We start from the raw sequence: 25,565 nt of genomic DNA, 5'->3' as shown, positions 1-25,565 counted from the left end.
GAACCATATGTGTTGTTATTTTTACCTTTTGAAAATCAAGCACTCCCTTATCCAGATCCAAACAAATGTTGGATAAGTTTCGGTTTAACGGAAATCCCTGCTCAAAAATGGGCCAAAAATTTAAAAATTATCACGCCTTGGCGACCAGATTTTTTAAAATTTGTCGACACGAAATTTCACTGCTCTCCTCAAATAGATAAAACTTTGATCTATGATGGAGCACTTTTACAGTTGGGAAAATATCGTGGTTTTAACCAAAATTGTTTTCTTGATTTATTAGAATGCGTTAAACCCAATGGATGGATTGTGGTCAGTGGGAATAAAACGGCTGGTGCTGCTTCAATGATGAAATGGGTTAAAAATATTGTTCCCGTTACCGATAAATTGTCTAAAAATCATGGTCTTGTATTTTGGCTACAAGTTCCTCAAAAAATAGAGCGACAGAATATTGACCAATGGCGCTCACCACCGCTTTCTTTTGATAACTTTCAAACCACTCCTGGTATGTTCTCACACGGTCGTATTGATCTAGGATCTTCGGCACTTGCTTCTTATATGCTCAAAATTATTTCTGGGAAAACGGCTGATTTTGGAGCGGGCTGGGGCTATCTTTCTCACGCTGCCCTTAAAAGCAATGTAAAGCTGGAAACTCTCGATCTTTATGAAGCCGATTACAATGCTTTGAAAGCAGCAAAACAGCACCTTAATCCCATAAAAGTTCCTTTTTCAATACACTTTTATTGGCATGACCTTGTACATGAGCCTATCACAAATATGTATGACACAATCATTTCAAATCCACCGTTTCATACACAACAAAAAACAGATGTTTCCTTAGGAAAACACTTTATTATAAATGCTGCAAAATGCCTAAAACCAAATGGCAGTCTGCTTCTTGTTGCAAACCGCCATCTCCCTTATGAAACACTCTTAAAAGATATTTTCCGTACAGTGTTGATACATGAACAAGCCCATGGCTTTAAAATTATCCAAGCACAAAGATAAGCAAAACAAGCGATACCTCTAAAGAATAAAACGGGAAAGATCGATATCAGCAGCAAGTTCACCAATAGATTTTTTCACATAAGCAGCATCAATTTTAAACGATGTTCCAGCTTTATCGGGCGCCGTGAAAGAAATCTCATCCAAAACACGCTCCATCACCGTTTGCAAGCGACGTGCCCCTATGTTTTCAATCCTTGCATTTAAATCCACAGCAATATCTGCTAAAGCGTCAATTGCATCATCGGTAATTTCCAAATGGACCTCTTCTGTTGCCATAAGAGCAATATATTGTTTAATCAAACTCGCTTCTGGTTCTGTTAGAATGCGTCGTAAATCTTCCCTTGTTAAAGGGTTGAGTTCTACGCGGATAGGCAAACGCCCTTGAAGCTCCGGTAATAAATCAGAGGGTTTGGAAACATGAAATGCACCAGAGGCGATAAAAAGAATATGATCTGTTTTAATTTGCCCATATTTTGTCGCAATTGTTGTTCCTTCAACCAAAGGCAAAAGATCACGTTGAACACCTTCACGTGAAACTGCGGCACTTGCGCCTCCATCTCTGGATGCAATTTTATCAATCTCGTCGATAAAAACAATACCGTCATTTTCAGCAACACGCAGCGCTTCTTGAATAATTTGTTCCTGATCAAGGAGTTTTTCAGATTCGTCATCAATGAGCGGTTTAAAAGCATCCCTTACTGTCGTTTTACGGACTTTTGTACGACTACCCATTTTGCCCAAAATATCGGATAAATTCATAATCCCCATTTGCGCCCCAGGCATACCAGGAATATCAAAGGTTGAAGCACTATTGCTATTATTATCGGCGACTTCTATTTCAATCTCTTTCTCATCTAATTCACCTTCACGCAATTTTTTGCGAAAACTATCACGGGTAGCAGGACTTGCTGTTTTACCAACAAGGGCATCTAAAACACGCTCCTCAGCATTCATGTGAGCTTTTTCTTTTATTTCATCGCGTTTTTTTTCACGCACAAGGGAAACAGCAATTTCAACAAGGTCTCGAATAATTTGTTCAACGTCGCGCCCCACATAACCAACTTCAGTAAATTTAGTCGCTTCTACTTTCACGAAGGGTGCTCCAGAAAGTTTTGCTAATCGACGTGCAATCCCTGTTTTACCAACACCTGTCGGCCCTATCATTAAAATATTTTTTGGCATAACTTCTTCACGCATCGGCTCATCAAGCTGTTGTCTACGCCACCGATTGCGCAGTGCAATAGCTACAGAACGTTTGGCATCATTTTGGCCAATAATAAAACGATCAAGTTCAGAAACAGTTTCACGAGGGGAAAATACAACACACATTTAAATAGCTTTCTCTAAAGAAGATAATTCTGCATCCAATGTTTCAATTGTAAAATGATCATTGGTGTAAACACAAATTTTAGCGGCAATCGCCATCGCTTTACGAGCAATCGTTTCGGCATCCAAATCCAAGTCGATGAGTGCTCGTGCTGCTGAAAGAGCAAAATTTCCTCCAGAACCAATAGCCATAACCCCATCTTCTGGTTCTAAGACATCACCAAGCCCTGTTAGAGCCAAAGTTACTTTCTTATCAGCCACGAGCATCATTGCTTCAAGACGACGCAAATAGCGATCTGTTCGCCAGTCCTTCGCAAGCTCTACACATGCACGCATAAGCTGATCAGGATATTGCTCAAGCTTTGTTTCTAGCCTTTCCAATAATGTGAAGGCATCTGCCGTAGCACCTGCAAAACCAGCAATAACCGCTCCACTTTTCCCAAGACGACGAACTTTACGTGCATTGCCTTTCATAATCGTCTGTCCAAGAGAAACCTGACCATCGCCAGCCATCACCACTTTGTTACCTTTTCGTACCGTAATAATTGTTGTACCATACATTATGTCTGGCTTATGTTCTGTCATAAGGAGGCTCCTTAATATTAACTTTATTTTTTAATATTGATTGCTTTGCATACAATATTAAACTCAATTACTATTGTTCTATTTAAGAACACATAAAGCAAAACACAATGATTCAGCATAACTCAATTTATTAAAATTGAAAAAATGATATCATTGTTGTCAATGTAAATTACTGCTAAGTAGCTTTCTATAAACAGTTTGTGCCTTTTAGAGGAAAATGATGAAAAAAATAGCCATAGGAACCTTAGGTGGAACAATTGCAATGACTGCTGATCGTTTTGGTCACATGCAGCCAACTTTAACTTCAGATACCCTCATAAAAAGTGTTCCTGACTTAAATAGCGTTGCTGATATTCATGCACAAACATTAATGCAAATACCAAGTGGATCTTTATCTTTTAAAATTCTTTTTGAAATAATCGAGTGGGGAAAACAGCAAATAAAGGCTGGTGCAACAGGGATTGTTTTAACGCAAGGAACTGATACTCTAGAAGAAACAGCTTTTTTTCTTTCTCTTTATTGGAAGGAAGCTGAACCACTCATCATAACCGGTGCTATGCGCACCCCTCTTGAGGCAGGCGCTGATGGACCTGCTAATATTTTAGCAGCAACACGTGTTGCAGCTTCCCCACAAAGTCGTAACAGAGGCGTTCTCGTTGTCATCAATGATACAATTCATTCACCTTATTGGCTCTATAAAAGCCATACCGTCAAAATTGAAACATTTCAATCAGGCCTCGCAGGCACTTTAGGAACTATTTTAGAAGGAAAACTCATTTATTTTAATGATCGAAAATTTTTCCCGACAACGTTTGAACTTCCCCAAAATCATGATCATCAAATTGCACTCCTCCATTCCTCTTTATCATCTGATGCAAAATTAATGAAACTTTGCCTTGAAAGTGGGGATTATGCTGGACTTGTTATCGCTGGTTTTGGTGCAGGACATTGTAGTTTTCAAGAAGCAGATCTTGTACAACAATATGCACAAAAAATACCCATCATTATTGCTAGTCGTTGTTGTAATGGCTCAACAACTCGTATAACCTATGGCTATAAAGGCTCAGAAATAGATATGATTGCTTCTGGTGCTCTCATGTCTGGTTATTTATCTGCCGTAAAAGCGCGCCTCCTTTTATGGGCTTTTTTAGCACAAGGTCTCTCATTAACACAAATTCGTGCACACTGGAATAACTGGACGATAAGCTAGCAAGAAATGATTTATTATCTTAAAGAAGAAGAGAGCATACAAAACAAAATTTATTTGAACACAAAGTTATTCACCTGTCCGTTCTTAATTGATTGCTGCGGCACAAAATATAGACAAATATAAATGATTGATACGACTATACAAAAAATTAATCAGGAAGATAATCTGGTCAAATGCATTTCTGACCGATATTCCCCTTATCGCGTCTTTACTGCACAAGAATGGTCAGTGTTTCGTGCGGACACACCCCTTACTTTGACTTTTGATGAAATTAAGCGTTTACGCTCTATTGATGATCCCATCGACCTTGAAGAAGTCCAACGTATTTATCTTTCTTTATCCCGTCTGCTCTCATGCCATGTTGAAGCAGTACAGGAACTTTTTCACAAACGTCAGCAATTTCTCCACCAAGAAGAGAGTAAAAAAACGCCTTTTATTATTGGAATTGCTGGTTCTGTAGCGGTTGGAAAATCAACCACTGCTCGTATTCTTCAAGAATTGTTGAAACGTTGGACATCTAGCCTTAAAGTGGATCTCATCACAACGGATGGTTTTCTCTATCCTAACGCGATCTTACAGCAAAAAAATCGTATGAATCGTAAAGGTTTTCCTGATTCCTATGACATTAAAAAGTTGCTGTGCTTTCTTTCGGCTATAAAAGCAGGTATTGGGAATGTCCCTGCCCCTCTTTATTCGCATATGACCTATGATGTTCTAGAAAACCAGACAATTACCATTGATCGTCCTGATATTTTAATTGTTGAAGGTATTAATGTATTACAGGTCAGTGATCTTCCTAAAGATGGAAAAGTCATTCCTTTCGTGTCAGATTTTTTTGATTTTTCAATCTATGTTGATGCCGAAACAGAAGTCATTCGTCACTGGTATTTAGAGCGCTTTAAACGTTTGTGTAAAACAGCTTTTCAAAATCCTGAATCCTATTTTCATCGTTATGCCCTTCTTAATGAAAAAGAAGCCTCAAAAATCGCTGATGATCTTTGGCAAACGATCAATTTAAAAAATTTACAAGAAAACATATTGCCAACACGACCACGGTCTAATCTCATTCTACGAAAGGGAAAAAATCATTTGGTCGAGTATGTCGCACTTAGACGACTATAAGGATCTCATAACTATGCACCAGAACGCCATTCATTTTAGCTCAATACGTATTGATAACAGTTGCCCTATCATCTTGGTAAACCAAAGCAATCTTGCCAACTTATCACTTGATGCCTCAACAACAGCATGGATAAAAGTTAATGATTTTACTGGAAAAGCAGGCCAAATACTCTTTGTTCCTCACGAAACGGGACATTTAAAAAAAGTTTTATTTGGAATTGGTAATGGGAGCGATCCCTTTATCACAGGCTTGCTTGCTCAAAAACTTCCTGCTGGTCAATGGCATTTAGAAGGTGAAACCTCTGATGAAATAAATGCCTATCTTGGATTGGCACTGGGAAGCTATCAATTTAATCGTTATCGTCAAAACTCTTCTTTCAAATCATTATCCATTCATGTTAATGAGGCCGTTGATCTTAATGAACTCCAACGCATTTATGAAGCTGTCTTTTTCGTCCGTGATCTTATTAATATTCCAGCCAATGATATGAATCCTGATACACTCGAGGAAGAAGCACGAAAACTAGGAAAAATCTATGGTGCTCATGTCCAAAGTATCTGTGGAGATGAGCTCTTAACCCATAACTTTCCGATGATTCATGCTGTAGGACGAGCAGGCAGCACTGCACCACGGCTGATTGAGTTACACTGGGGGCAAGAACATCATCCTAAAATAACTTTGGTAGGAAAAGGTGTAACTTTTGATACAGGGGGACTGGATATTAAATCAGCCAATAACATGTTGCTTATGAAAAAAGACATGGGGGGTGGAGCAAACGTTTTGGGATTAGCTAAACTTATCATGGATGCAAAATTACCTTTCCGTCTACGTATTTTGATTCCAGCAGTAGAAAATGCAATTTCTGCAAATGCTTACCGACCAGGTGATATTCTTAAAAGTCGTAAAGGCTTAAATGTTGAAGTGGGTAATACAGATGCTGAAGGACGACTTGTCCTTGCTGATGCACTTGCCTATGGTGATGAAGAGAGTCCAGAATTCATGCTTTGCATGGCTACTTTAACGGGGGCAGCGCGTATCGCACTAGGACCAGATCTTCCCGCATTTTATTGTAATGATTCAATATGGGCACAACAAATTTCTGAATCTGCTCACGCTGTTTCTGATCCTCTTTGGCAAATGCCCCTTTGGAAACCTTACCAGGAGATGTTATCATCACCCATCGCTGATCTTAACAATGTAACTGGAAATAGCTTTGCTGGCTCTATAGTCGCTGCTTTATTTCTTAATTCTTTTGTTGAAAAAGCTAAACATTTTGCGCATTTCGATCTTTTTGGGTGGGTTCCAAAAGAAAAACCAGGATACCCCGTGGGGGGATCAGCGCAAACTATTCGTGCCCTTTATAATATTTTTAAAAGCTAAAATTAGACACAAAATTTCCACAAAGATGGACAATTCTGAGGTTTCAGAAGAATCGTCTTATCACTTTAAATTATGTTTTGCATTTTATTTAAAGGTGGGAAGTTTTTCCTGCAAAGTTATCATGGGCCCATTTAAAGATAAAATGAAAGGTCAAGCAATGATCTCTAAAGATCCAAGATTACACGCATTTAGAGAAGATTTAGCAGACAAACGTCTTGAAACAGAAGTTACGGCACAATGCTTTGTGCAAGGTGAAAAAAAACGTGTTAATATCCCTGTCGCTGGACTGTTTAAAGAAAACAATAAAAAAAGTGAAATGCAAACAGAGTGTTTATTTGGAGAAGAACTTCTTATCTTTGAACACGGAGAAACTATGTCGTGGGCGCAATCCCTCAAAGATAATTATGTTGGCTATATTGATACAAAAGCGCTTTGTACATCAACCGTACAGCAAACACATATCGTTTCAATCCCACGTACTTTTCAATATTTTCAAGCTGATTTGCGTGGACCAATGGAGTATCCTTTATCCATGGGAAGTAAAGTGACTGTTGTTGATGAAGTTGAAGTCCGTGATACGCTGTATTCTATTCTTGAAAATGGAAAAGCAATCATTAGCAATCATCTTAGTCCCATTGGACGCGTGTACGAAGATTATGTTACGGTTGCTGAAATGTTTATCCGGACACCTTATCTTTGGGGTGGTGTCAGCGGTTTTGGAATTGATTGTTCAGGACTCATCCAGCTCTCTATGATGATGACTGATCAAATCGTTTTACGTGATACTGATATGCAGCGAGAAACTATAGGCAAACCTCTTACAGATACGGATAAACTTCAACGAGGTGATTTGATTTTTTGGCAAGGTCATGTTGCTATTATGGTTGATCATGAAAATATTATCCACGCAAATGGTTTTTCTATGGACGTTATGATAGAACCATTGGAAGGGGCAATTACCCGTATCGCTAAAAAAGGTAAATATCCCATCGCAAAACGCCGTCCAATTCAGGAAACTTAATATAGATTTCCTATAAAAACAATTTATTGAATATTTTAATTATAGAGTAAATTGATTGATAATAATTATCTATCATTGATCCGGAGAAAGATTTTTAAATAGCGTAAGATTATCTCATTTTAAATTTGTTTGATGTTGAATTCATCAAAATCATCCGCTTAGCGCATCACAAGCAAGGGTGGTGTATGAATAAAAACGATTAAGAAGAAAAATAGCTCTTATGAATGCTTTCGAATATATAAAGGCTGTCGCAAAATTGAGGCTATCAAAGCATAAATAGCACCAGCATGCTCTTTGAATATTAAGCATTAAGAGGATGGTGCTATTTTATTATTATTTCCATAGAGGCTTTAACGTTATGCCCTTCACAAGCGCCAATGCGAAAGGGACTTGGGTATGTTGAGAGATATGTCTTAAAAACAAGCTCGTGAATATGCAACGCCATGGCGCTTGTATTAGCAAAGGGTATGCCTTCCTTGCTCAAAAGAAATGTCTTTTGATTTTTTCAAAAGCTCATATTCAATATTTATTGAGAACCTTCTATGAATATCCACCTATCTTTAAATAGTATAAAAATTTATTGACAGATCACTATATAATTTTCATAAAAATATCAGATAGTTCATTATAAGCCCATAGAGAAATAAAGTGTATATTTTATTCGTTTTTAAATAGTTTTTCACATTACACATCACCTTTTGTACGTTATTGAAACTTTTTTGATTGAATAACCGTAAAGCATCAAGAGAAAAAAATTTACTGATATAAAACAATATGTTATTATACTACATTGTATTACGATGGCGCTTAAATTATTGGTCATGTAAAATAATCTCTCATAATAAATTCAAAGCATTTTCTTCTAAAGAATCCTTTGAAATTTCTCCTATCATCGATATTTCATGAAATAAATGCTCCTGATATCTCTCAGTACTCTCCAAGCCTAACTCACAACAATATACGTAAAAGTATAAATCCATTACTATCTTTATGCTTATGAAACATTTAACACCACCATTATAAATTGGGTAAATTCTTAATGTTGCGACACCCCCTTGACTGTTGGAGAGCGTTCTTTCAGAATGAACTTCATGTCTTTCTTAAATAATTTCATCCACGTAGCTCTCTCTGCTTGGAGTATGCAAAAGACATGGTTTTGATTGATTGAGGATAAATAGATTTTACGAGATTGGGCTTTCCCAGTTAATATAAAAATTTATAAATCAATACTTATATTTAAACAATATTTTCTTCTTATAACATATTAAAGAAGATGATTTTTTAATACCTGTACCAATGGTTTATCAGCATCAGGCATAGGATATTTATCAAGATCATTCATAAAAACCCATTCTAAACTCTGCCCCTCTCGTCCTTGCGCAACTCCTTTATAATGATTACAAAGGTACAATGGCATTAAGAGGTGAAATTTTTCATAGCTATGACTCGCAAATGTTAAAGGGTGTAAATTATTTGCCTGAACATACACACCAAGCTCTTCTTCTAGCTCACGAATCAGTGAGATTTCTGGAGTTTCACCTTGCTCAACCTTTCCACCTGGAAACTCCCATAAACCAGCCAGCGATTTTCCTTCAGGACGTTTGGTAAGCAAAACACGATTATTTTGATCTAACAGTGCGCAGGCAACAACAAGAAGAAGGGAATTTTTGATACCTATATCGCTTATACTCATATCGCTCTCCCATGAGAATAGAACTGTCTTTTTATCATATTCCCTTACCTTAAAAAGAATTCATATATTCCATTCTTTTTAAAAAATAATCAGCCATTAAATATTTAGAGAGTGCATTCGTTAACTTCTATAATCGCTATTGATCATAACGTACTCTTTTGTTAAGTCGCAAGACCAAACCGTTGCTGTGCCCTCACCCAAACCAATATCAACACGAATTGTGATGTGTTGACCTTGCATATAAGAACCTACTGTCTTTTCACAATACGCAGGATCTCGTTCGCCATTCACTGCCACACGATGCTCACCAAACCAAATCGTCAACAGATCCCGATCAACTTCGACACCGGCCTTTCCAACTGCCATAACGACTCGCCCCCAATTTGCATCTTCACCGGCAATAGCCGTTTTTACAAGCGGTGAATTTGCAATGGATAAAGCAATCGTTTTCGCTGCATTGTTGGTGGTAGCACCACTCACATTCACTTCAATTAAATGACGCGCACCTTCACCATCACACACAACTTGGAGCGCAAGTTCATGCAGAAGTGAACCCAATTGTTTCAAAAAAATCTTATAACGTGGATCAGATTGACTTGTAAGGGGAGCAAAACTTTCTTTTCCTGTCGCAAATACCATAAGCGTATCTGAAGTTGAGGTATCGCTATCAACAGTAATCGAATTGAAAGAACCCTCAACGGCTTCTGATAACATGGATTGAAGTATATCCGAAGGAATCGTCGCATCACTCACCACAAACGACAGCATTGTTGCCATATCCGGTGCAATCATACCAGCACCTTTTGCAATTCCATGAATGCTAATACTCTCCCCCGCAATCAAAAGTACGCGTAGCAAGTTTTGGAAATGTGTCCGTTGTCATTATGGCTTTTGCAGCTTCCAACCAATTGTTCTCTTCTGCTGTCTCTGCCATACTGGGTAAAAGATTTATAATACCCGATGCATCCATTGGCTCCCCAATAATACCTGTAGAAGCTATAAAAATTTCATTTTTTCTCACCTTTAAAGTGTTTGCTGCGGCACAGATGATTTCATCGGTTGTATTTTTTCCTTTTCTACCCGTAAAAGCATTTGCATTTCCAGAATTCACAACAACACCCCTTGCAACCCCATGGGAAAGCGATGCACGACAGTGCTCTACAGGGGCAGATGAACATTTTGAACGTGTAAAAACACCTGCCACACTCACGGGGGTATCGAATACAATAAAAAGAAGATCTGTACGATCTTTATATTTAATCCCAGCTTTAGCTGTTGCCATCCGTACACCCGATAATGGGAAAAGCTCTTGGATGTTTTGGGGTGCCAAAGGAGATATTTTAAAAATCACAATATGCCTTCTATAAAATGCGTTTTATAAAAACAAATAAAATAATTGCAAGATTAATAATCTTTTATAGAGAATTGCTGATTTAAAAAAATAAACCTAGCAAACTCTCTATTAAAAAGACTATCTACTTATTTTCCTTATTATTCCGTATCTTCTTCATCGGATGTCTCATCGGGAAGCAACGACCCATTTTGATTAAGCGATTCCATGATTTTTGCAACATTAGGATCAGGATATTTCACATCTATCTTGCTACGCAAATCAACAATGAGTTCTTGATAACGCTTTTTTATCAACTGTGCACGCAACATCTCTTTAACATCATCAAATGCAGGAGGTTGTTTTACACGACGATCTTCTAATTTAATAATATGCCAACCAAAAGGACTTTCAACAGGCTGTTTCGTGTATGCACCAACTTTTAAACCAAACGCAGCATCTTCAAAAGGCTTGACCATTTGACCATGGCTAAAATAACCAAGATCACCTCCAACAGCAGCAGAACCATCTGTTGAACTTTTCTTTGCAATCTCTTCAAAATTTTCGCCTTTATTTAAATGCTTAATGATAGATTCTGCTTCTTTTCTCGTTTTGACCAAAATATGACGAGCTTTAACTTCATCCTCTTTAGGTAAAGCAGCAATCTCCTTTTTGTAAAGAGCTTCCAAATCAGCATCCGAAATTTTGTCAACAATCGTCTGTTTAAAATAAAGCTGTTGCAGAACATTGTCACGCATAACTGCCATACGTTCATCGTAAGCTTCTGTCTTATCAAGACCTTTGCTTCTTGCTGCTTTTGCAAGTGCTTGCATATCCAAATAAGCTTTTAAAACCATCATACGGCGTTGTTCATCAGGAAAACGTGCTAAATTAGGATTTATTTCAAGCGCTAAATCATCCAATTTACCCGCTGTAATATCTTTCCCATCAATAACAGCCATAACATGAGAAGGAGAAACGGCTTTTTCAGAAGCTTTCTCCAAAGCCTTTAACTCATTCGACGATGAATTCAAATTTTCCTGGGCTCTAACCCCTAAACTTGTACTTGCCAATAAAGTTGATGCTAAAAACAGCGTGATAAAGTTAAATTTCATAAATATACTCCTTAAAAATGAAGGCAGGTTCAAGATTCCAATTTTCTTTACCATAACACTTTAATCTTTAAACATAGAGAAATAAATGAATAATTTTATTTTAATAAAGTATAAAATTGTCCTTTTATCTCGGTTTCTCCAACCCTATCTAATGCAGATAAAACATATGATAATAGTGAAAATGACATATTGTATCTTTAATTATTTTATATTGTATCAGCTAAACAGCATACCTAAAGTTGACATAGCGCATTTCGCTTCTTATCTCTACTTTACAATTAAAGTGAAAAATTGCACACCAGAAAGTATAATGGTACCATCTGCATTTTATGATATAAGAAAGCTTAAAGAAAATGTAGAGTATGGGGAAAGCATATGAATTACCCAGCAAGAGTGACAACAATTAAAAGAAAGGGCCAGAGATGGTCAATTTAGGTGTTTTTGCACGTAAATTTTTTGGTTCAGCGCATGAGCGACGTCTCAAAGCACTCCGCCAAAAAGTTGCACAAATTAATGCTTTAGAAGAACAATTCGTAAAATTAAGTGATGAGCAGCTTTGCCAAAAAACAGATGCTTTTCGTAAACGTCTTCGTGAAGGTGAAACTGTTGATTTATTGTTACCCGAAGCGTTTGCAACAGTTCGTGAAGCCGCAAAACGTGTTTACGATATGCGTCCTTTTGACGTACAACTTATTGGTGGAATGGTTCTTCACGACTGTGGTATCGCTGAGATGCGTACCGGTGAAGGTAAAACATTAATGGCAACTTTACCGATTTATCTCAATGCATTAGAAGGTAAAGGCGTTCATGTTGTGACAGTAAATGATTATCTCGCCAGTCGTGATGCTGAAACAATGGGAAAAATTTTTAGTTTTCTAGGGCTTACAACGGGTGTAATTCTTCATGACCTTGATAGTGATGCCCGCAGACAAGCCTATGCATGTGACATCACCTATGCAACAAATAATGAACTAGGTTTTGATTATTTGCGTGATAATATGGCTTTCGATCATAGTCAAATGGTTCAACGAGGACATCATTACGCAATTGTCGATGAAGTGGATTCGATCCTCATTGATGAAGCACGTACCCCCCTTATTATTTCTGGTCCTCTAGAAGATCGTACAGACTTTTATAATCTTATTGATACATTTATTCCAGCCTTAAGTCCAGAGGACTATGAAATAGATGAAAAGCAAAAAACAACGACCTTTACCGAAGTTGGTACTGAAAAAATTGAAAAAATGCTCGAACAAGCAGGCTATCTTAAAGGTGAAAGTCTTTATGACATAGAAAATGTTGCTATCGTTCATCATGTTAATAATGCTCTAAAAGCCCATAAACTGTTTGTTCGCGATAAAGATTACATTGTTCGCAATGATGAAATCGTTATTATTGACGAATTTACAGGTCGTATGATGCCCGGACGACGTTATTCTGAAGGCCTTCATCAAGCGTTAGAAGCTAAAGAGCATGTTGCTATTCAACCAGAAAACCAGACTCTTGCTTCTATTACTTTCCAAAATTATTTTCGTATGTATAGAAAATTATCTGGAATGACTGGAACGGCAACAACAGAAGCCGAAGAATTCAGAAATATTTATGGTCTTGACGTTGTCGAAGTTCCTACCAATTTACCCGTACAACGCCTTGACGAAGATGATGAAATTTATCGAACAGCAGAAGAGAAATATCGAGCAATTGTGCGTGATATCCGTCAAGCGCACGAAAAAAAGCAGCCTATTCTTGTTGGAACAACCTCTATTGAAAAGTCAGAACAATTAGCAGAGCGTTTACGAAAAGAGGGCATTCCCGATTTTAGAGTCTTAAATGCTCGCTATCACGAGCAAGAAGCATATATCATTGCGCAAGCAGGCGTTCCTGGCGCTCTTACCATCGCAACTAACATGGCAGGGCGCGGTACGGATATACAGCTTGGTGGTAATGTTGAAATGCGCATCCGACAAGAATTACAGGATATCCCCGAAGGACCAGAGAGAACAGCTAAAATTGAAGAAATCAAAAAAGATGTCAACCAACTTAAAGAAAAAGCTTTAGCGGCTGGAGGACTTTATGTTATCGCGACTGAACGTCATGAAAGCCGTCGTATTGATAATCAGCTTCGTGGACGTTCCGGTCGCCAGGGAGATCCTGGTCGCTCAAAATTCTTTCTCTCTCTTCAAGATGATCTTATGCGCATCTTCGGTTCAGACCGTATGGATAGTATGCTGCAAAAACTTGGATTGAAAGAAAATGAAGCTATTATTCATCCGTGGATTAATAAAGCTCTTGAAAAAGCACAAAAAAAGGTCGAAGCACGAAACTTTGAAATTCGTAAAAATCTGCTAAAATATGATGATGTCATGAATGATCAACGCAAGGTTATTTTTGAACAGCGTATGGAGGTCATGAACGCAGATGATTTATCAGAAATGATCCATGAAATGCGCGATGAAGTCGTTGAAGATCTTGTAGAGACTTATATTCCCTCTGGAACATATTCTGAAAAATGGGATATAAAAGCTCTCGAAGGAGAACTTCAAGAACTTTTCAATCTTGAGCTTCCAGTGGAAGAATGGGCAAAAGAAGATGGAATTGCCGAGGACCAAATTTTAGAGCGTATCTCAGAGGCTGTTACAAAACTTGAAGATGAGCGTACTGAACGCTATACTCCAGAGGTTATGGCTTATTTTCACAAAGCAGTCTTGCTTGAAACGATTGACACTTTATGGCGTGAACATCTGATGAGTTTAGACCATTTGCGTTCTGTTGTTGGTTTTCGTGGTTATGCGCAGCGGGATCCACTTAATGAATACAAGACAGAGTCATTTGAACTTTTTCAAAATATGTTAAGAAATTTGCGCCGAATTGTCACATCTAAGCTTATGCGCTTTGAAATTATTCAATCCCCCACAGAACCAACCATGTCTGAGCAGACGGATGCTGATTCTTCTGTCTTTAATGATCAAAATCCAGAAAAGGGACCTCCCTCATGGGCACGAGCACAAGAAAATAGGTTTGTTAATCCACAAGACCGTGACCCCAACGATGTAACCACATGGGGAAAGGTTGGACGCAATGAGCGTTGTCCTTGCGGTTCGGAGAAAAAATACAAACACTGTCATGGAGCCTTTGTTTGAAAAGCCAACAATGAAGATGAATAAAAAGCGAAACTATGAGCAAGAATTGCGTGCAGCTGGGTTAAGGGTAACGCGTCAACGGCGTATTATCCTTGATATTTTGTCTGATACAAATGATCATCCCAATGCATTTGAAATTTTTCAGCGTGCAAACAATATAGATTCGAGCATTTCACTCTCAACGGTTTATCGAACCATGAAAACATTAGAAGGAAATGGAACAATTCATCGCCATACTTTTAATGGTGGGCCCTCTCGTTTTGAGCAAGCAGATGGGCAACATCATGATCATCTCATTGATATAGAAACAGGACAAGTTATCGAGTTTCATTCTGATGTTATTGAAAAGCTACAAAAGGAAATTGCAAAATCCCTTGGCTATAATATCATTCATCATCGCCTTGAACTTTATGGAAAAAAGCTCTTAAAGAGATGATGATATATTATGAGATGAAATCGTTCTAGCAAATCGAATTTTATAAAAATTTACCTCAAAAATAGAATAGTTTTCATTGGCAAAAAAGTTTTTCTGCTTTATTACCCCTTTTTGTATGATGCTATACGCTAATTTATTGTCAGTGTTATAACACAAAAGCATGGCAATAAAATATTATAAAAATTGTATTATGAAAAATTAGGCCAATATTATCATGGTTTCTTTGCCACAAGATCGCATAAAACAACTTGAAAAGCGCTTTGAAATAATTGAAAGTCAAATGACGACCAATCCAAATGCTGAAACATATGTCAAATTAGCTTCTGAATATGCAGAACTACAGCCCGTTATTTCCTCTATACGCGCATTAAATACTCTTTACGGAGAAATTACAGAATTAGAAACGATTATCAACGATAAAAAAACAGATATAGAGATGCGGAGCCTTGCCCAAGAGGAGCTGCCATCTTTATATAAAAAAGTAGAACAATTTGAAAAAGAGCTCCAAATTCTATTGTTGCCTAAAGATGTTGCTGATGAAAAAAGTGCTATTGTTGAAATTCGAGCAGGAACAGGTGGCTCAGAAGCTGCACTTTTTTCTGGTGATCTTTTCCGCATGTATGAACGTTATGCCCATGCTCACAATTGGAAAGTAGAGGTTATTTCACTCAGTGAGGGGGACGTTGGCGGATACAAAGAGATTATTGCGAGCATTTCAGGAAAAGGTGTCTTTTCTAAATTGAAATATGAATCCGGTGTCCATCGTGTGCAACGTATCCCAGAAACAGAAACCGGTGGACGTATCCATACATCAGCTGCTACCGTTGCAGTGCTTCCAGAGGCTGCAGAAATTGATATTGATATTCGTCCGGAAGATATTCGTATCGATACAATGCGCGCATCTGGAGCAGGAGGACAGCATGTCAACACAACGGATTCAGCTGTTCGTATCACGCATATTCCAACTGGAATTATGGTCGTACAAGCAGAAAAATCACAACATCAAAACCGAGCACGAGCCCTTCAAATTTTACGGGCACGTTTGTTCGATATTGAACGACAAAAAGCGGAAAATGAACGTTCAGCTTCTCGTAAAAGCCAAGTTGGTTCTGGTGATCGCTCTGAGCGTATTCGTACCTATAATTTTCCACAAGGGCGCGTCACAGATCACCGTATTAATCTGACCCTCTATAAGCTTGATCGAATCTTAGAAGGAGATCTTGATGAGCTTATTCATGCACTCATTTCAGATCATCAAACAACACTGCTGATGGAAATGGATAATCATTGAGCCAATATTCTTTCAAAAATGTCATCCAACAAGTGCGAGAAAAATTGCGCACAAAAGGAATTTTAGAAGCTGATCTCGATGCAAAAATACTCGTTGAATGGATAACAGGAACAAATACTGCTGAAAGAATTTCTAACCCCAATATGCATGTGTCTTGTGAGCATATGAGACAACTAGAACAGGCTGTACAACGGCGAATTGCAGGCGAACCGGTCTACCGCATTATAGGAATGAGAGAATTTTATGGTATACCTTTCGCATTGTCTCAAGGAACGTTAGAACCCCGTCCGGATACAGAAACACTCATCGATCTTGTTCTCCCTTTCCTCAAAAAACAGGTCGAAAATTCGAAAAAAACCATACTCCTTGATATGGGAACAGGCAGTGGTGCTATTGCGATTGCCATTCTTAAACAAATTCCCCAATCTTACGCAGTAGCGGTCGATATTTCTGAAGATGCCCTTAAAACAGCGACAAAAAATGCAAAAAATGCTGAAGTAATCCATCGCTTCACCCCTCTTCTCAGCAATTGGTTTGATTCTGTCACAGGTCGCTTTGATTTCATTGTTTCCAATCCACCCTATATTCCTGCAAAAGATATCAAAAGACTTGCAAAAGAAGTTCGCTTACATGATCCATTGCGCGCTCTGATCGGAGGGGAAGATGGGCTTGACTTTTATCGAAAGCTCGCCCATGGTGCCGCTAACTACTTAAAAGAAAACGGTTATATTGCTGTTGAAATTGGTTATTCTCAAGAAAAAGAAGTTTGCGATTTGTTTGAAAAAAATGGTTTTCAATGTTTAGAAATACGCAAAGATTTAAATAGGATACCCCGCGCACTTCTGTTTGCATGCAGGCATTAAAATTCCCAATCATCATCCGTGGTCGCAACCGCCTTGCCAATGACATAGGAAGAACCTGCCCCTGAAAAAAAGTCATGATTTTCATCAGAGTTTGGTGATAAAGATGCCAAGATAGCAGGATTAACACGACAAACCTCTGGGGGAAAAGCGCTTCAAAACCCAAGTTCATTAAAGCTTTGTTGGCATTATAATGGAGAAAAATTTTCACATCTTCCGTCAATCCAAGAGCATCATAAAGATCTTCAGTATATTTGCACTCGATATTGTAAAGATCAAAGAGCAAGTTAAAAGCAAAATCTTTAATTTCTTGTCTTTTGGCTTCATCAAGCTTTGCATAGCCTAATTGAAATTTATAGCCTATATAATAACCATGGACCGCTTCATCACGAATGATCAATCTAATGAGATCTGCTGTATTGGTCAACTTAGCGCGACTGGCCCAATACATAGGCAAATAAAAACCAGAATAAAATAAAAAGCTTTCCAGCAAAGTTGAAGCAATTTTTTTCTTAAGTGGATCATTGGCCTCATAACGCTCAAGGACTAACCTCGCTTTTTTTTGCAAATGAATATTTTCTTCTGACCATCTAAATGCATCATCAACCTCTACCGTCGAACAAAGGGTTGAAAAAATAGAGGAATAAGACCGTGCATGAACCGCTTCCATGAAGGCAATATTCGTCAGAACAGCTTCCTCATGCTCTGTGATTGCATCAGCAAGCAATGAAATGGCGCCTACGGTATTTTGAATGGTATCGAGAAGCGTTAGTCCCGTAAAAACACGAATGGTTAATTTACGTTCATCTTCGGTTAAACTTGACCATGAGGGAATATCATTCGACAGTGGAACCTTCTCAGGCAACCAAAAATTTCCAGTTAAGCGGTTCCATACTTCAAGATCTTTCTCATCGTGTAATCTATTCCAATTAACAGCAGATACAATAGGATTTTTAGTTGTAATCTTTGTCATATAATGACCTCCTATAAACTGCACGAAACACAGCCATCGACCTCTGTGCCACTCAATGCGACTTGCCGCAACCGTACGTAGTAAATACTCTTTATACCTTTTTTCCAAGCATAAATTTGTGCGCGATTAATATCACGTGTGGTCGCGGTATCAGGAAAAAACAGTGTTAATGAAAGACCTTGATCAACATGCTGTGTCGCAGCAGCATAGGTATCAATAATTTTTTCAGGACCAATCTCATAAGCATCTTGGTAAAAATTTAAATTCGTATTATCCATATAAGGAGCGGGATAATAAACGCGTCCAATTTTTCCCTCTTTGCGAATTTCAATTTTTGAAGCAATTGGATGAATCGAAGAGGTAGCATGATTAATATAGGAGATAGATCCCGTAGGGGGAACTGCCTGTAAATTTCGGTTATAAAGCCCATACTCAATAACGCGTTCTTTGAGTTCCTGCCAATCCTTTTGATCTGGAATAACAATATTATTCCGTGCAAAAAGTTCTTGCACAAGCGCAAATTGCGGTTTCCATTCTTTTTCAATATATTTTTCGAAAAAACGTCCATCTGCATAAGCTGATTTTTCAAATCCTGCAAATACTTCTTGACGTTCGCGCGCAATTAAGTTGGAAGCTCGTATGGCGTGATAGGTCACAATATAAAAATAGATATTCGTAAAATCTATCGCTTCTAGAGACCCATAATAGATCTTTTCACGCGCTAGAAACCCATGTAAATTCATTTGCCCCAAACCAATCGCATGACTTTCAGCATTGCCTTTCGCAATGGAAGGCACACAAGCAATATTGCTCATATCCGAAACCGCCGTAAGAGAACGAACAGCAGATTCCACAGTCTGTCCGAAATCAGGACTTTCCATTGCTTTAGCAATATTCATTGATCCAAGATTACAGGATATATCACTTCCAATTGTGCGGTAGGTTAAATCCGTCTCCAGTTCACTTGCCTCACTCACCTGCAAAATTTCTGAACATAAATTGCTCATACTGATACGCCCAGCGATCGGATTCGATCGATTGGCAGTGTCCTCAAATAAAATATAGGGATAACCAGACTCAAATTGAATTTCTGCTAATGTCTGAAAAAAAACGCGTGCACTTATTTTCTTTTTACGAATCTTTGCATTATCAACAAAAGAGCGATAATGTTCTGTTAAAGAAATATCGCTAAAGGGTTTTCCTGTCACTCGCTCAATATCATACGATGAGAAGAGGTACATATCCTCATTATTTCGTGCAAGCTCAAAAGTAATATCAGGAATAACCACACCAAGAGAAAGCGTTTTGATTCTCACTTTTTCATCAGCATTTTCACGCTTTGTATCCAAAAACTTCATAATATCTAAATGATGTGCATGCAAATAAACAGCTCCAGCCCCTTGGCGTGCCCCAAGCTGATTGGCATAAGAAAAAGAATCTTCCAAAAGTTTCATCACGGGTAGAACACCGGATGATTGATTTTCTATTTGCTTAATGGGTGCTCCAGCCTCCCGCAAATTGGTTAAACAAAGCGCTACACCTCCACCGCGTTTTGAAAGCTGCAAAGCCGAATTAACCGCACGACCTATCGATTCCATATTATCTTCAACACGGAGTAAAAAGCACGAAACCAATTCACCACGTTGTTTTTTTCCAGCATTTAAAAATGTTGGCGTTGCAGGTTGAAAACGCCCTGTAATAATCTCGTCTAAAAAACTTTCAGCAAGAGCTTTATTCCCTTGTGCCAAATATAAAGCCACAAGACAAACACGATCTTCATAACGTTCAAGGTAACGCTTCCCATCAAAAGTCTTTAGCGTATAGCTGGTATAGTATTTAAATGCGCCTAGAAAGGTCGGAAAACGAAATTTAAATGCATAAGCACGTTTAAAAAGCTTTTTAATAAAAGAAAAATCATAAAGCTCAAATAAAGCTTTTTCATAATAACCTTCTTCTATTAAGTAATCTATTTTTTCCTTCAGGTTATGAAAAAAAACTGTATTTTGATTAACATGCTGAAGAAAATATTGCCGTGCAGCAAGCCTATCTATATCAAATTGGATATGGCCATTTTCATCATAAAGATTAAGCATTGCATTCAGCGCATGATAATCAGTAATCTGATCAGATTTCTGCGACTGTTTTATACCAATTGTTTCCAAAATCTTTCCAATCCCTTTTTTACACAAATAACGTCTTCATCAGTTCCACGCAGCTCAAAATGATAAAGGCAAGGGACACAACATTTTTCAGCAATGATCTTACTGGCTAAATTATAATAGCAACCAAAATTACGATTCCCACCACCAATGACACCACGAATTAACTTGCGGTTCTCAGCTTCATTAAGAAAATGAATAACGGCTTTGGGCACTGCCCCTCTTCCTTCCCCATCTGCATACGTAGGAATCACCAGTACATAAGGTTCACCAACTAATGCAGAGGGTTTTCTTTTATCAATTTTGAAGAGTCGTTGACCAAGCTGCGAGACAAAATGTTCTGTATTACCCGTTGCACTCGAATAATAAACAATAAGCCCCATTAAGCACAAAGACCACTAATCATATCTGGCCTAAAACCAGACCAATGATTCTCACCACAAACAACGACAGGGACCTGACGATACCCCAGAGATTGAACAAAACTATACGCTTGTTCATCACAGGAAATATCAACAACACGATAATGAATGCCTTTTGCATCAAACGCGCGACGGGTAGCATCACATTGAACACAAGATGGTTTGCTATAAATAGTGATCGACATTTTTTCCAACTTTCACAATCCAAAATAATCAACTCTAAAAGAGTCAATCTCATAATTTTATAGGTACTCAAGAATAACAACCAACAGAAATTGTACGCAAAACGTGTGATTATCTTCAAATACACACAGCTTCCTGAACATAACAGAATCCCTCATCAAATAACTTAAAAGACTATGATGAGAATAAAAGACTATTCTATAACTTAAATGGAGTTCCCCAGTTATAAAACAATCTTTTGCTTGGCAAACAATTCCCTCCTGCTATCTAAAAAACGAACGTCCTAAACCACCGTTTTAAAGAGCTCTATTTTACTCTTTTACGGCAAAAATCAATTACAAAAATGAAAAGAAATTCTTCCAAAAGAGACAGTGCAGCAAGAACACAACTATACCCTTGCTTAACAAACTTTTACGATAACGTTGGAAATAAATTAGATACCAAACGAAACACACTGACACCCTCTCTTGTGCTTATTTAGAATCACCAATCATTTTGATACTATATATAGTATACACACTCTCTCTTTCGTCAAGAAAAATTCGACCATTATTTTGAATTGTCCACGATCTTCCCACTAAAATATTCAACACTTAAAATGATGTAATAATATAACGTTTTATTGACAAACGTTATATTATTACATAATCTCTAAAATAATAAGTAAAGATGGTACAAATTATGGATCTGCACTTCAATAAAGCAACATTAGGATATGGAAATAGAATAGCAATTAAGGGCTTTTCAGCAAAGTTAAAAGCGGGTTCATTGATCGCAATAACGGGTGATAACGGCGCTGGAAAATCAACATTGCTAAAAGCCATCGCTGGGTTGATTAAACCTCTTAAAGGAAAAATTACAAAACCGAAAAAAAGCCGCATCGCTTATCTTGCTCAGCAATGTGATATAGATCAAACATTTCCAATTGATGTGAAAACACTTGTAACAACAGGACTATGGTCTTTTTGTGGATTGTGGAAAAACCAGCGTCCTTATGATTCTAAGATTCAAAATGCGCTTGAAATGGTTGGACTCACAGCACTTGCCACCCGTTCGCTTGAGACATTATCAGGTGGGCAATTACAACGCGCTCTTTTTGCACGTATCATTGTACAAGATGCCGATATCATTTTGCTTGACGAACCTTTCAATGGCGTCGATCGTCATACCCAAAAAGATCTCCTTACTCTGATTACATATTGGCAACAGCAAGGACGCACAATTCTGACAGCCCTCCATGATCCTCTCATCGTGCAAGAGTTTTTTCCTCAAATGATTCAAATTAATCAACAAAATGCTTTTTATGGAGAAACAACACAGTTTCTCGACAACACAATTCACCATGCCATGCCTTCTTTCACATCCAACTCTTCGTGTGTTCGTGCACAAAAGAATCTCCCTCCTATTAATGATTCTCTCTGTCTCAGGTTATAATCTACGTGTATGCATTTTTTCTTGCCCCCTTTGTTGATTTTCACTTTATGCAAAACGCCCTTATTGGTTCTACTCTCCTCTCTATTAGCGCTTGTCCTGTTGGTGTTTTTTTGATGCTCCGTGGAATGAGTTTAACAGGAGATGCTATCTCTCATGCTATTCTTCCTGGTGTTGCAACTGCTTTTCTCATTTTCGGATTCTCCCTCATATCTATGACAATTGGTGGTATTTTCGCTGGCATTATTGTTGCCTTAGCAACCATTTTAATTTCACGAAATAGTCTTCAGAAAGAAGATGCATCTATGACCGTCTTTTACCTTATTGCGCTGGCAGCAGGTGTCATCATTATCTCACTGAAAAATTCAACTATTGAACTACTTCATCTCTTATTCGGATCGATTCTGGCAATTGATACACAAACCCTTTGGTTGATCAGCATCATAATGCTCATCACACTCTGCAGCCTTTTTATTTTCTGGCGTGCACTCGTCTTAGAAAGCTTTGACCCTCTCTTTTTTAAATCACTCTCTCCATTGAGTAAATATGTTCATATTTCATTGCTTGGACTCGTGGTGTTGAATCTGGTTGGGGGGTTTCAATCACTAGGAACATTACTTTCCGTTGGCATTATGATGATTCCAGCAATTACAGCTCGTTTTTGGTTTTCTCGGCTCGTCCCTATCTGCGTGCTTTCCATTCTTTTTGGAATCATTTCTAGCATATGTGGCCTTTTGCTTTCTTTTCATCTTTCACTTCCCTCCGGCCCTGCTATCATCATTGCCGCGGGATTTATTTATCTTGTTTCTTGTCTGATAAGTCCACGTGGTTTTATTGTCACATGGTTTCCCCATCTCTTTTATACTTCCTCCTCACTTTAAGGAAAAGCTGTGTCTAGATTTACTCAAAAAATTTTTCTGCTTGGTGCTTTATTGCTTACCCTTTCTCCATTCTCTGCTTTTGCACATAATAAAATTAAAGTTGTGGCAAGCTTTTCTATTCTCGCAGATCTCGTAAAAAATGTAGGAGGCGATCATATCTCTATAACCACTTTTGTGGGTCCTAATGCAAATACCCACAATTATGAACCGACACCCCATGATGCACAAGCTCTTAAAAATGCTAAAATTATTTTTATCAACGGACTTCATTTAGAAGGGTTTATTGACCGTCTTATTACAGCAAGCGGGACAAAAGCACTTCTCGTTGCGGTTAGTGCAAACATCACTCCTCTTGAAATGAAAAATCAAGAATATAATGCCCATCACCATCACAGCGCTCTTGATCCACATGCTTGGCAAACAATTCCCAATGTCGAAATCTATGTGAAGAATATCGCCGCTGCTTTTTGCAAAATTAATCCACAATCCTGCACCAACTACAATAAAAATGCCGAATCCTACATCAAAAAACTTAAAACAGCACAAGATACTCTAAAAATAAAAATTGCCACAATCCCTAAAGATAAACGTGTCATTATCACATCCCATGATGCCTTTGGCTATTTTGCCAAAGAATATGGCTTTACTATCCTTGCCCCTCAAAGCGCTTCAACAGAGGCTGAAGCAACTGCCGCTGATGTTGCTAAACTTATCACACAAATTAAAGAAAATAAGGCAGCGGCACTATTTGTTGAAAATATCTCTGCCCCCCGTCTCATAAAACAAATTTCAAAAGAAACAGGTTTAAAAATTGGTGGAACACTTTATTCTGATGCATTGTCAAACGAAAATGGCCCTGCAGCCACTTATCTCGATATGATGGAACATAATGTGAATACCATCATTAATGCCATTACAAAACATTAAAAAATCTTTTTATAGAAGAAGAAAGTCTTATATAATCATAGGCTTATGATTATATAACCACAACGATGTCCAACATCTATGATTGATAACAATGATATGAAATCAAGTTAATTTTACAGAAAAAAGTTATACCTTATAGATACTCAGATAGATGAAATCATAAGTGAAATTATTGCCTTACGGAGACAAAACCACAAACATTATTATTCTATTTTATAATGTTTCTTTTGCAATATTTCTCAACACTTGAAACAATTCATAAGCAGTATTTTCTTATTAAAGCGTTTTCAGCTACACAAAAGCATCATTTATGACATGAAATTAAGATTAGCGTATAAATAAAAACACTTCAAAAAAGTGCTTCTTATAAAGAGTCTCAATATTGAGGTTTGGCAGAATTTAATGGTATTCATTTACCTTTGTATAAACATAAATGGCGATGCACAATGAATTTTATGTTACACTATTTATAGGCGATAGCTTACACATTGTTGGATTGATCTTGAAAAGTATTTCTTGAAAACAAGCGCGTTAATTAGAAATCCCATAATATTTTGTTTTAGGAAGCTCTGATTTTGCATGAGAGCTGCCCCCCTATCAAAGTAGGTGATAAACAAAAACGTACGTCAATGCGTAATCTCCATTATTTATAAAGACATTGTTCTAAATGCTTTTAAAAATCATAATGATAAATTAAAAGATAATACTAAGGATGGGAACTGTTTACCATTATGCTTTCATATTCTCCCTAAATTAGACTGTCTTTCCCATTGTAGAGATTACACAAACAAAATACCCAATATGCTCACTCTCATTTGGCATACAACAGCAGAAATGACATATATAAAACTCTCTATTGTTTGTATTTTATCTCAAAGGTATTGCTGTATTAGATTTCGGCATTGATTTATAGACAACAAAAAAGCACGCGCTTTACAAAGCAAGAAACACCATACAACCTTAAATATATTGAAGAAATATACAATTTTTTATAAAATGCTCTGCAAAACAGCGACACAACTAGCTTTCCTCTACTGTTTCTTACAGGTGTGCGCATAAATTCCTTATGATTAT

At 37.6% G+C, this 25,565-nt stretch carries 19 protein-coding genes and 2 pseudogenes; 12 read left to right on the top strand and 9 right to left on the bottom strand.

Going from position 1 to position 25,565, the window contains the following annotated elements; translation table 11 throughout:
- Positions 1-9 precede the first annotated feature (9 nt).
- Positions 10-1,005 (top strand): class I SAM-dependent methyltransferase, encoded by a 996-nt coding sequence (locus AC6ER9_RS05070; RefSeq protein ID WP_497075286.1) that lies wholly within the window; start codon positions 10-12, stop codon positions 1,003-1,005.
- 18 nt (positions 1,006-1,023) lie between these two features.
- Here the strand turns inward: AC6ER9_RS05070 and hslU are convergent, their stop codons facing one another.
- Together hslU and hslV are read right to left on the bottom strand one after the other, a co-directional pair.
- Positions 1,024-2,334, bottom strand: coding sequence for an ATP-dependent protease ATPase subunit HslU (gene hslU / locus AC6ER9_RS05065; RefSeq protein ID WP_497073725.1), 1,311 nt, complete (start codon positions 2,332-2,334; stop codon positions 1,024-1,026).
- Entirely contained in the window at positions 2,335-2,916 is a 582-nt protein-coding gene (hslV, locus tag AC6ER9_RS05060) for an ATP-dependent protease subunit HslV (RefSeq protein ID WP_497073724.1), read from the bottom strand.
- Positions 2,917-3,136: 220 nt separating this feature from the next.
- On the opposite strand from hslV, the gene AC6ER9_RS05055 reads away from it, so the two are divergent.
- From AC6ER9_RS05055 to AC6ER9_RS05040, 4 genes are all read left to right on the top strand, one after another.
- Positions 3,137-4,126: an asparaginase gene (locus AC6ER9_RS05055; RefSeq protein WP_497075285.1), complete on the top strand. Its 990-nt coding sequence runs from the start codon at positions 3,137-3,139 to the stop codon at positions 4,124-4,126.
- 177 nt (positions 4,127-4,303) lie between these two features.
- Positions 4,304-5,248, top strand: a complete 945-nt coding sequence (gene coaA, locus AC6ER9_RS05050) for a type I pantothenate kinase (RefSeq protein WP_497075284.1) — start codon at positions 4,304-4,306, stop codon at positions 5,246-5,248.
- A gap of 13 nt (positions 5,249-5,261) precedes the next feature.
- Entirely contained in the window at positions 5,262-6,629 is a 1,368-nt protein-coding gene (locus tag AC6ER9_RS05045; protein ID WP_497073723.1) for a leucyl aminopeptidase family protein, read from the top strand.
- A gap of 157 nt (positions 6,630-6,786) precedes the next feature.
- Positions 6,787-7,650, top strand: coding sequence for a C40 family peptidase (locus AC6ER9_RS05040; protein ID WP_497075283.1), 864 nt, complete (start codon positions 6,787-6,789; stop codon positions 7,648-7,650).
- A 1,264-nt stretch (positions 7,651-8,914) separates the two neighbouring features.
- Here AC6ER9_RS05040 and mutT read toward each other — a convergent pair.
- The 3 genes and pseudogenes from mutT to AC6ER9_RS05025 all read right to left on the bottom strand — a co-directional run bounded on the left by mutT (position 8,915) and on the right by AC6ER9_RS05025 (position 11,788).
- Complete coding sequence (gene mutT, locus AC6ER9_RS05035; protein ID WP_497075282.1) at positions 8,915-9,328, bottom strand: 8-oxo-dGTP diphosphatase MutT; 414 nt, start codon at positions 9,326-9,328, stop codon at positions 8,915-8,917.
- A gap of 135 nt (positions 9,329-9,463) precedes the next feature.
- Positions 9,464-10,694, bottom strand: a pseudogene (gene argJ / locus AC6ER9_RS05030) (bifunctional glutamate N-acetyltransferase/amino-acid acetyltransferase ArgJ).
- Positions 10,695-10,834: 140 nt separating this feature from the next.
- A complete protein-coding gene (locus tag AC6ER9_RS05025) occupies positions 10,835-11,788 on the bottom strand; it encodes a peptidylprolyl isomerase (RefSeq protein WP_497073722.1) in 954 nt (317 codons plus the stop codon).
- Positions 11,789-12,210: 422 nt separating this feature from the next.
- Between AC6ER9_RS05025 and secA the strand changes: the two genes are divergently transcribed.
- The 4 genes from secA (at position 12,211) to prmC (ending at position 17,518) form a co-directional block, all read left to right on the top strand.
- Positions 12,211-14,928: a preprotein translocase subunit SecA gene (secA, locus tag AC6ER9_RS05020; protein ID WP_497073721.1), complete on the top strand. Its 2,718-nt coding sequence runs from the start codon at positions 12,211-12,213 to the stop codon at positions 14,926-14,928.
- Positions 14,867-15,364: a Fur family transcriptional regulator gene (locus AC6ER9_RS05015; RefSeq protein ID WP_497073720.1), complete on the top strand. Its 498-nt coding sequence runs from the start codon at positions 14,867-14,869 to the stop codon at positions 15,362-15,364. The genes secA and AC6ER9_RS05015 overlap by 62 nt, the downstream gene beginning before the upstream one ends.
- Positions 15,365-15,578: 214 nt before the next feature.
- Positions 15,579-16,655, top strand: a complete 1,077-nt coding sequence (gene prfA, locus AC6ER9_RS05010; RefSeq protein WP_497073719.1) for a peptide chain release factor 1 — start codon at positions 15,579-15,581, stop codon at positions 16,653-16,655.
- Entirely contained in the window at positions 16,652-17,518 is an 867-nt protein-coding gene (gene prmC, locus AC6ER9_RS05005; RefSeq protein WP_497073718.1) for a peptide chain release factor N(5)-glutamine methyltransferase, read from the top strand. Before prfA ends, prmC begins: the two co-directional genes overlap by 4 nt.
- On the opposite strand, the pseudogene nrdF reads toward prmC, so the two are convergent.
- The 4 genes and pseudogenes from nrdF to nrdH all read right to left on the bottom strand — a co-directional run bounded on the left by nrdF (position 17,515) and on the right by nrdH (position 21,254).
- Positions 17,515-18,488: pseudogene (gene nrdF / locus AC6ER9_RS05000) on the bottom strand (class 1b ribonucleoside-diphosphate reductase subunit beta). The gene prmC and the pseudogene nrdF sit on opposite strands and share 4 nt — an antisense overlap.
- 11 nt (positions 18,489-18,499) lie before the next feature.
- Entirely contained in the window at positions 18,500-20,650 is a 2,151-nt protein-coding gene (gene nrdE / locus AC6ER9_RS04995; RefSeq protein ID WP_497073717.1) for a class 1b ribonucleoside-diphosphate reductase subunit alpha, read from the bottom strand.
- On the bottom strand, positions 20,632-21,030 hold the full coding sequence (gene nrdI / locus AC6ER9_RS04990; RefSeq protein ID WP_497073716.1) for a class Ib ribonucleoside-diphosphate reductase assembly flavoprotein NrdI: 399 nt from the start codon (positions 21,028-21,030) through the stop codon (positions 20,632-20,634). The genes nrdE and nrdI overlap by 19 nt, the downstream gene beginning before the upstream one ends.
- Positions 21,030-21,254 (bottom strand): glutaredoxin-like protein NrdH, encoded by a 225-nt coding sequence (gene nrdH / locus AC6ER9_RS04985; protein ID WP_005774163.1) that lies wholly within the window; start codon positions 21,252-21,254, stop codon positions 21,030-21,032. Before nrdH ends, nrdI begins: the two co-directional genes overlap by 1 nt.
- Positions 21,255-21,933: 679 nt before the next feature.
- Between nrdH and AC6ER9_RS04980 the strand changes: the two genes are divergently transcribed.
- Genes AC6ER9_RS04980 through AC6ER9_RS04970 form a run of 3 tightly spaced genes read left to right on the top strand, consistent with a single transcriptional unit; the run spans position 21,934 to position 24,491 of the window.
- Complete coding sequence (locus AC6ER9_RS04980) at positions 21,934-22,686, top strand: ABC transporter ATP-binding protein (RefSeq protein WP_497073715.1); 753 nt, start codon at positions 21,934-21,936, stop codon at positions 22,684-22,686.
- Positions 22,687-22,691: 5 nt separating this feature from the next.
- Positions 22,692-23,564, top strand: a complete 873-nt coding sequence (locus AC6ER9_RS04975; protein ID WP_497073714.1) for a metal ABC transporter permease — start codon at positions 22,692-22,694, stop codon at positions 23,562-23,564.
- 9 nt (positions 23,565-23,573) lie between these two features.
- On the top strand, positions 23,574-24,491 hold the full coding sequence (locus AC6ER9_RS04970; protein ID WP_497073713.1) for a metal ABC transporter solute-binding protein, Zn/Mn family: 918 nt from the start codon (positions 23,574-23,576) through the stop codon (positions 24,489-24,491).
- The last annotated feature ends 1,074 nt before the right edge of the window (positions 24,492-25,565 follow it).

The organism is Bartonella sp. SL317, assembly GCF_059687655.1.
This window is presented reverse-complemented; position numbering and strand designations above follow the sequence as displayed.

Bases quoted from the DNA above. Each gene is read 5' to 3' on its own strand.
- hslU (WP_497073725.1), bottom strand. From the start codon at position 2,334: ATGTGTGTTGTATTTTCCCCTCGTGAAACTGTTTCTGAACTTGATCGT.
- hslV (WP_497073724.1), bottom strand. From the start codon at position 2,916: ATGACAGAACATAAGCCAGACATAATGTATGGTACAACAATTATTACG.
- nrdI (WP_497073716.1), bottom strand. From the start codon at position 21,030: ATGGGGCTTATTGTTTATTATTCGAGTGCAACGGGTAATACAGAACAT.
- prfA (WP_497073719.1), top strand. From the start codon at position 15,579: ATGGTTTCTTTGCCACAAGATCGCATAAAACAACTTGAAAAGCGCTTT.
- AC6ER9_RS05045 (WP_497073723.1), top strand. From the start codon at position 5,262: ATGCACCAGAACGCCATTCATTTTAGCTCAATACGTATTGATAACAGT.
- nrdH (WP_005774163.1), bottom strand. From the start codon at position 21,254: ATGTCGATCACTATTTATAGCAAACCATCTTGTGTTCAATGTGATGCT.
- AC6ER9_RS05015 (WP_497073720.1), top strand. From the start codon at position 14,867: ATGAGCGTTGTCCTTGCGGTTCGGAGAAAAAATACAAACACTGTCATG.
- AC6ER9_RS05055 (WP_497075285.1), top strand. From the start codon at position 3,137: ATGAAAAAAATAGCCATAGGAACCTTAGGTGGAACAATTGCAATGACT.
- AC6ER9_RS05025 (WP_497073722.1), bottom strand. From the start codon at position 11,788: ATGAAATTTAACTTTATCACGCTGTTTTTAGCATCAACTTTATTGGCA.
- secA (WP_497073721.1), top strand. From the start codon at position 12,211: ATGGTCAATTTAGGTGTTTTTGCACGTAAATTTTTTGGTTCAGCGCAT.
- AC6ER9_RS04980 (WP_497073715.1), top strand. From the start codon at position 21,934: ATGGATCTGCACTTCAATAAAGCAACATTAGGATATGGAAATAGAATA.
- AC6ER9_RS05040 (WP_497075283.1), top strand. From the start codon at position 6,787: ATGATCTCTAAAGATCCAAGATTACACGCATTTAGAGAAGATTTAGCA.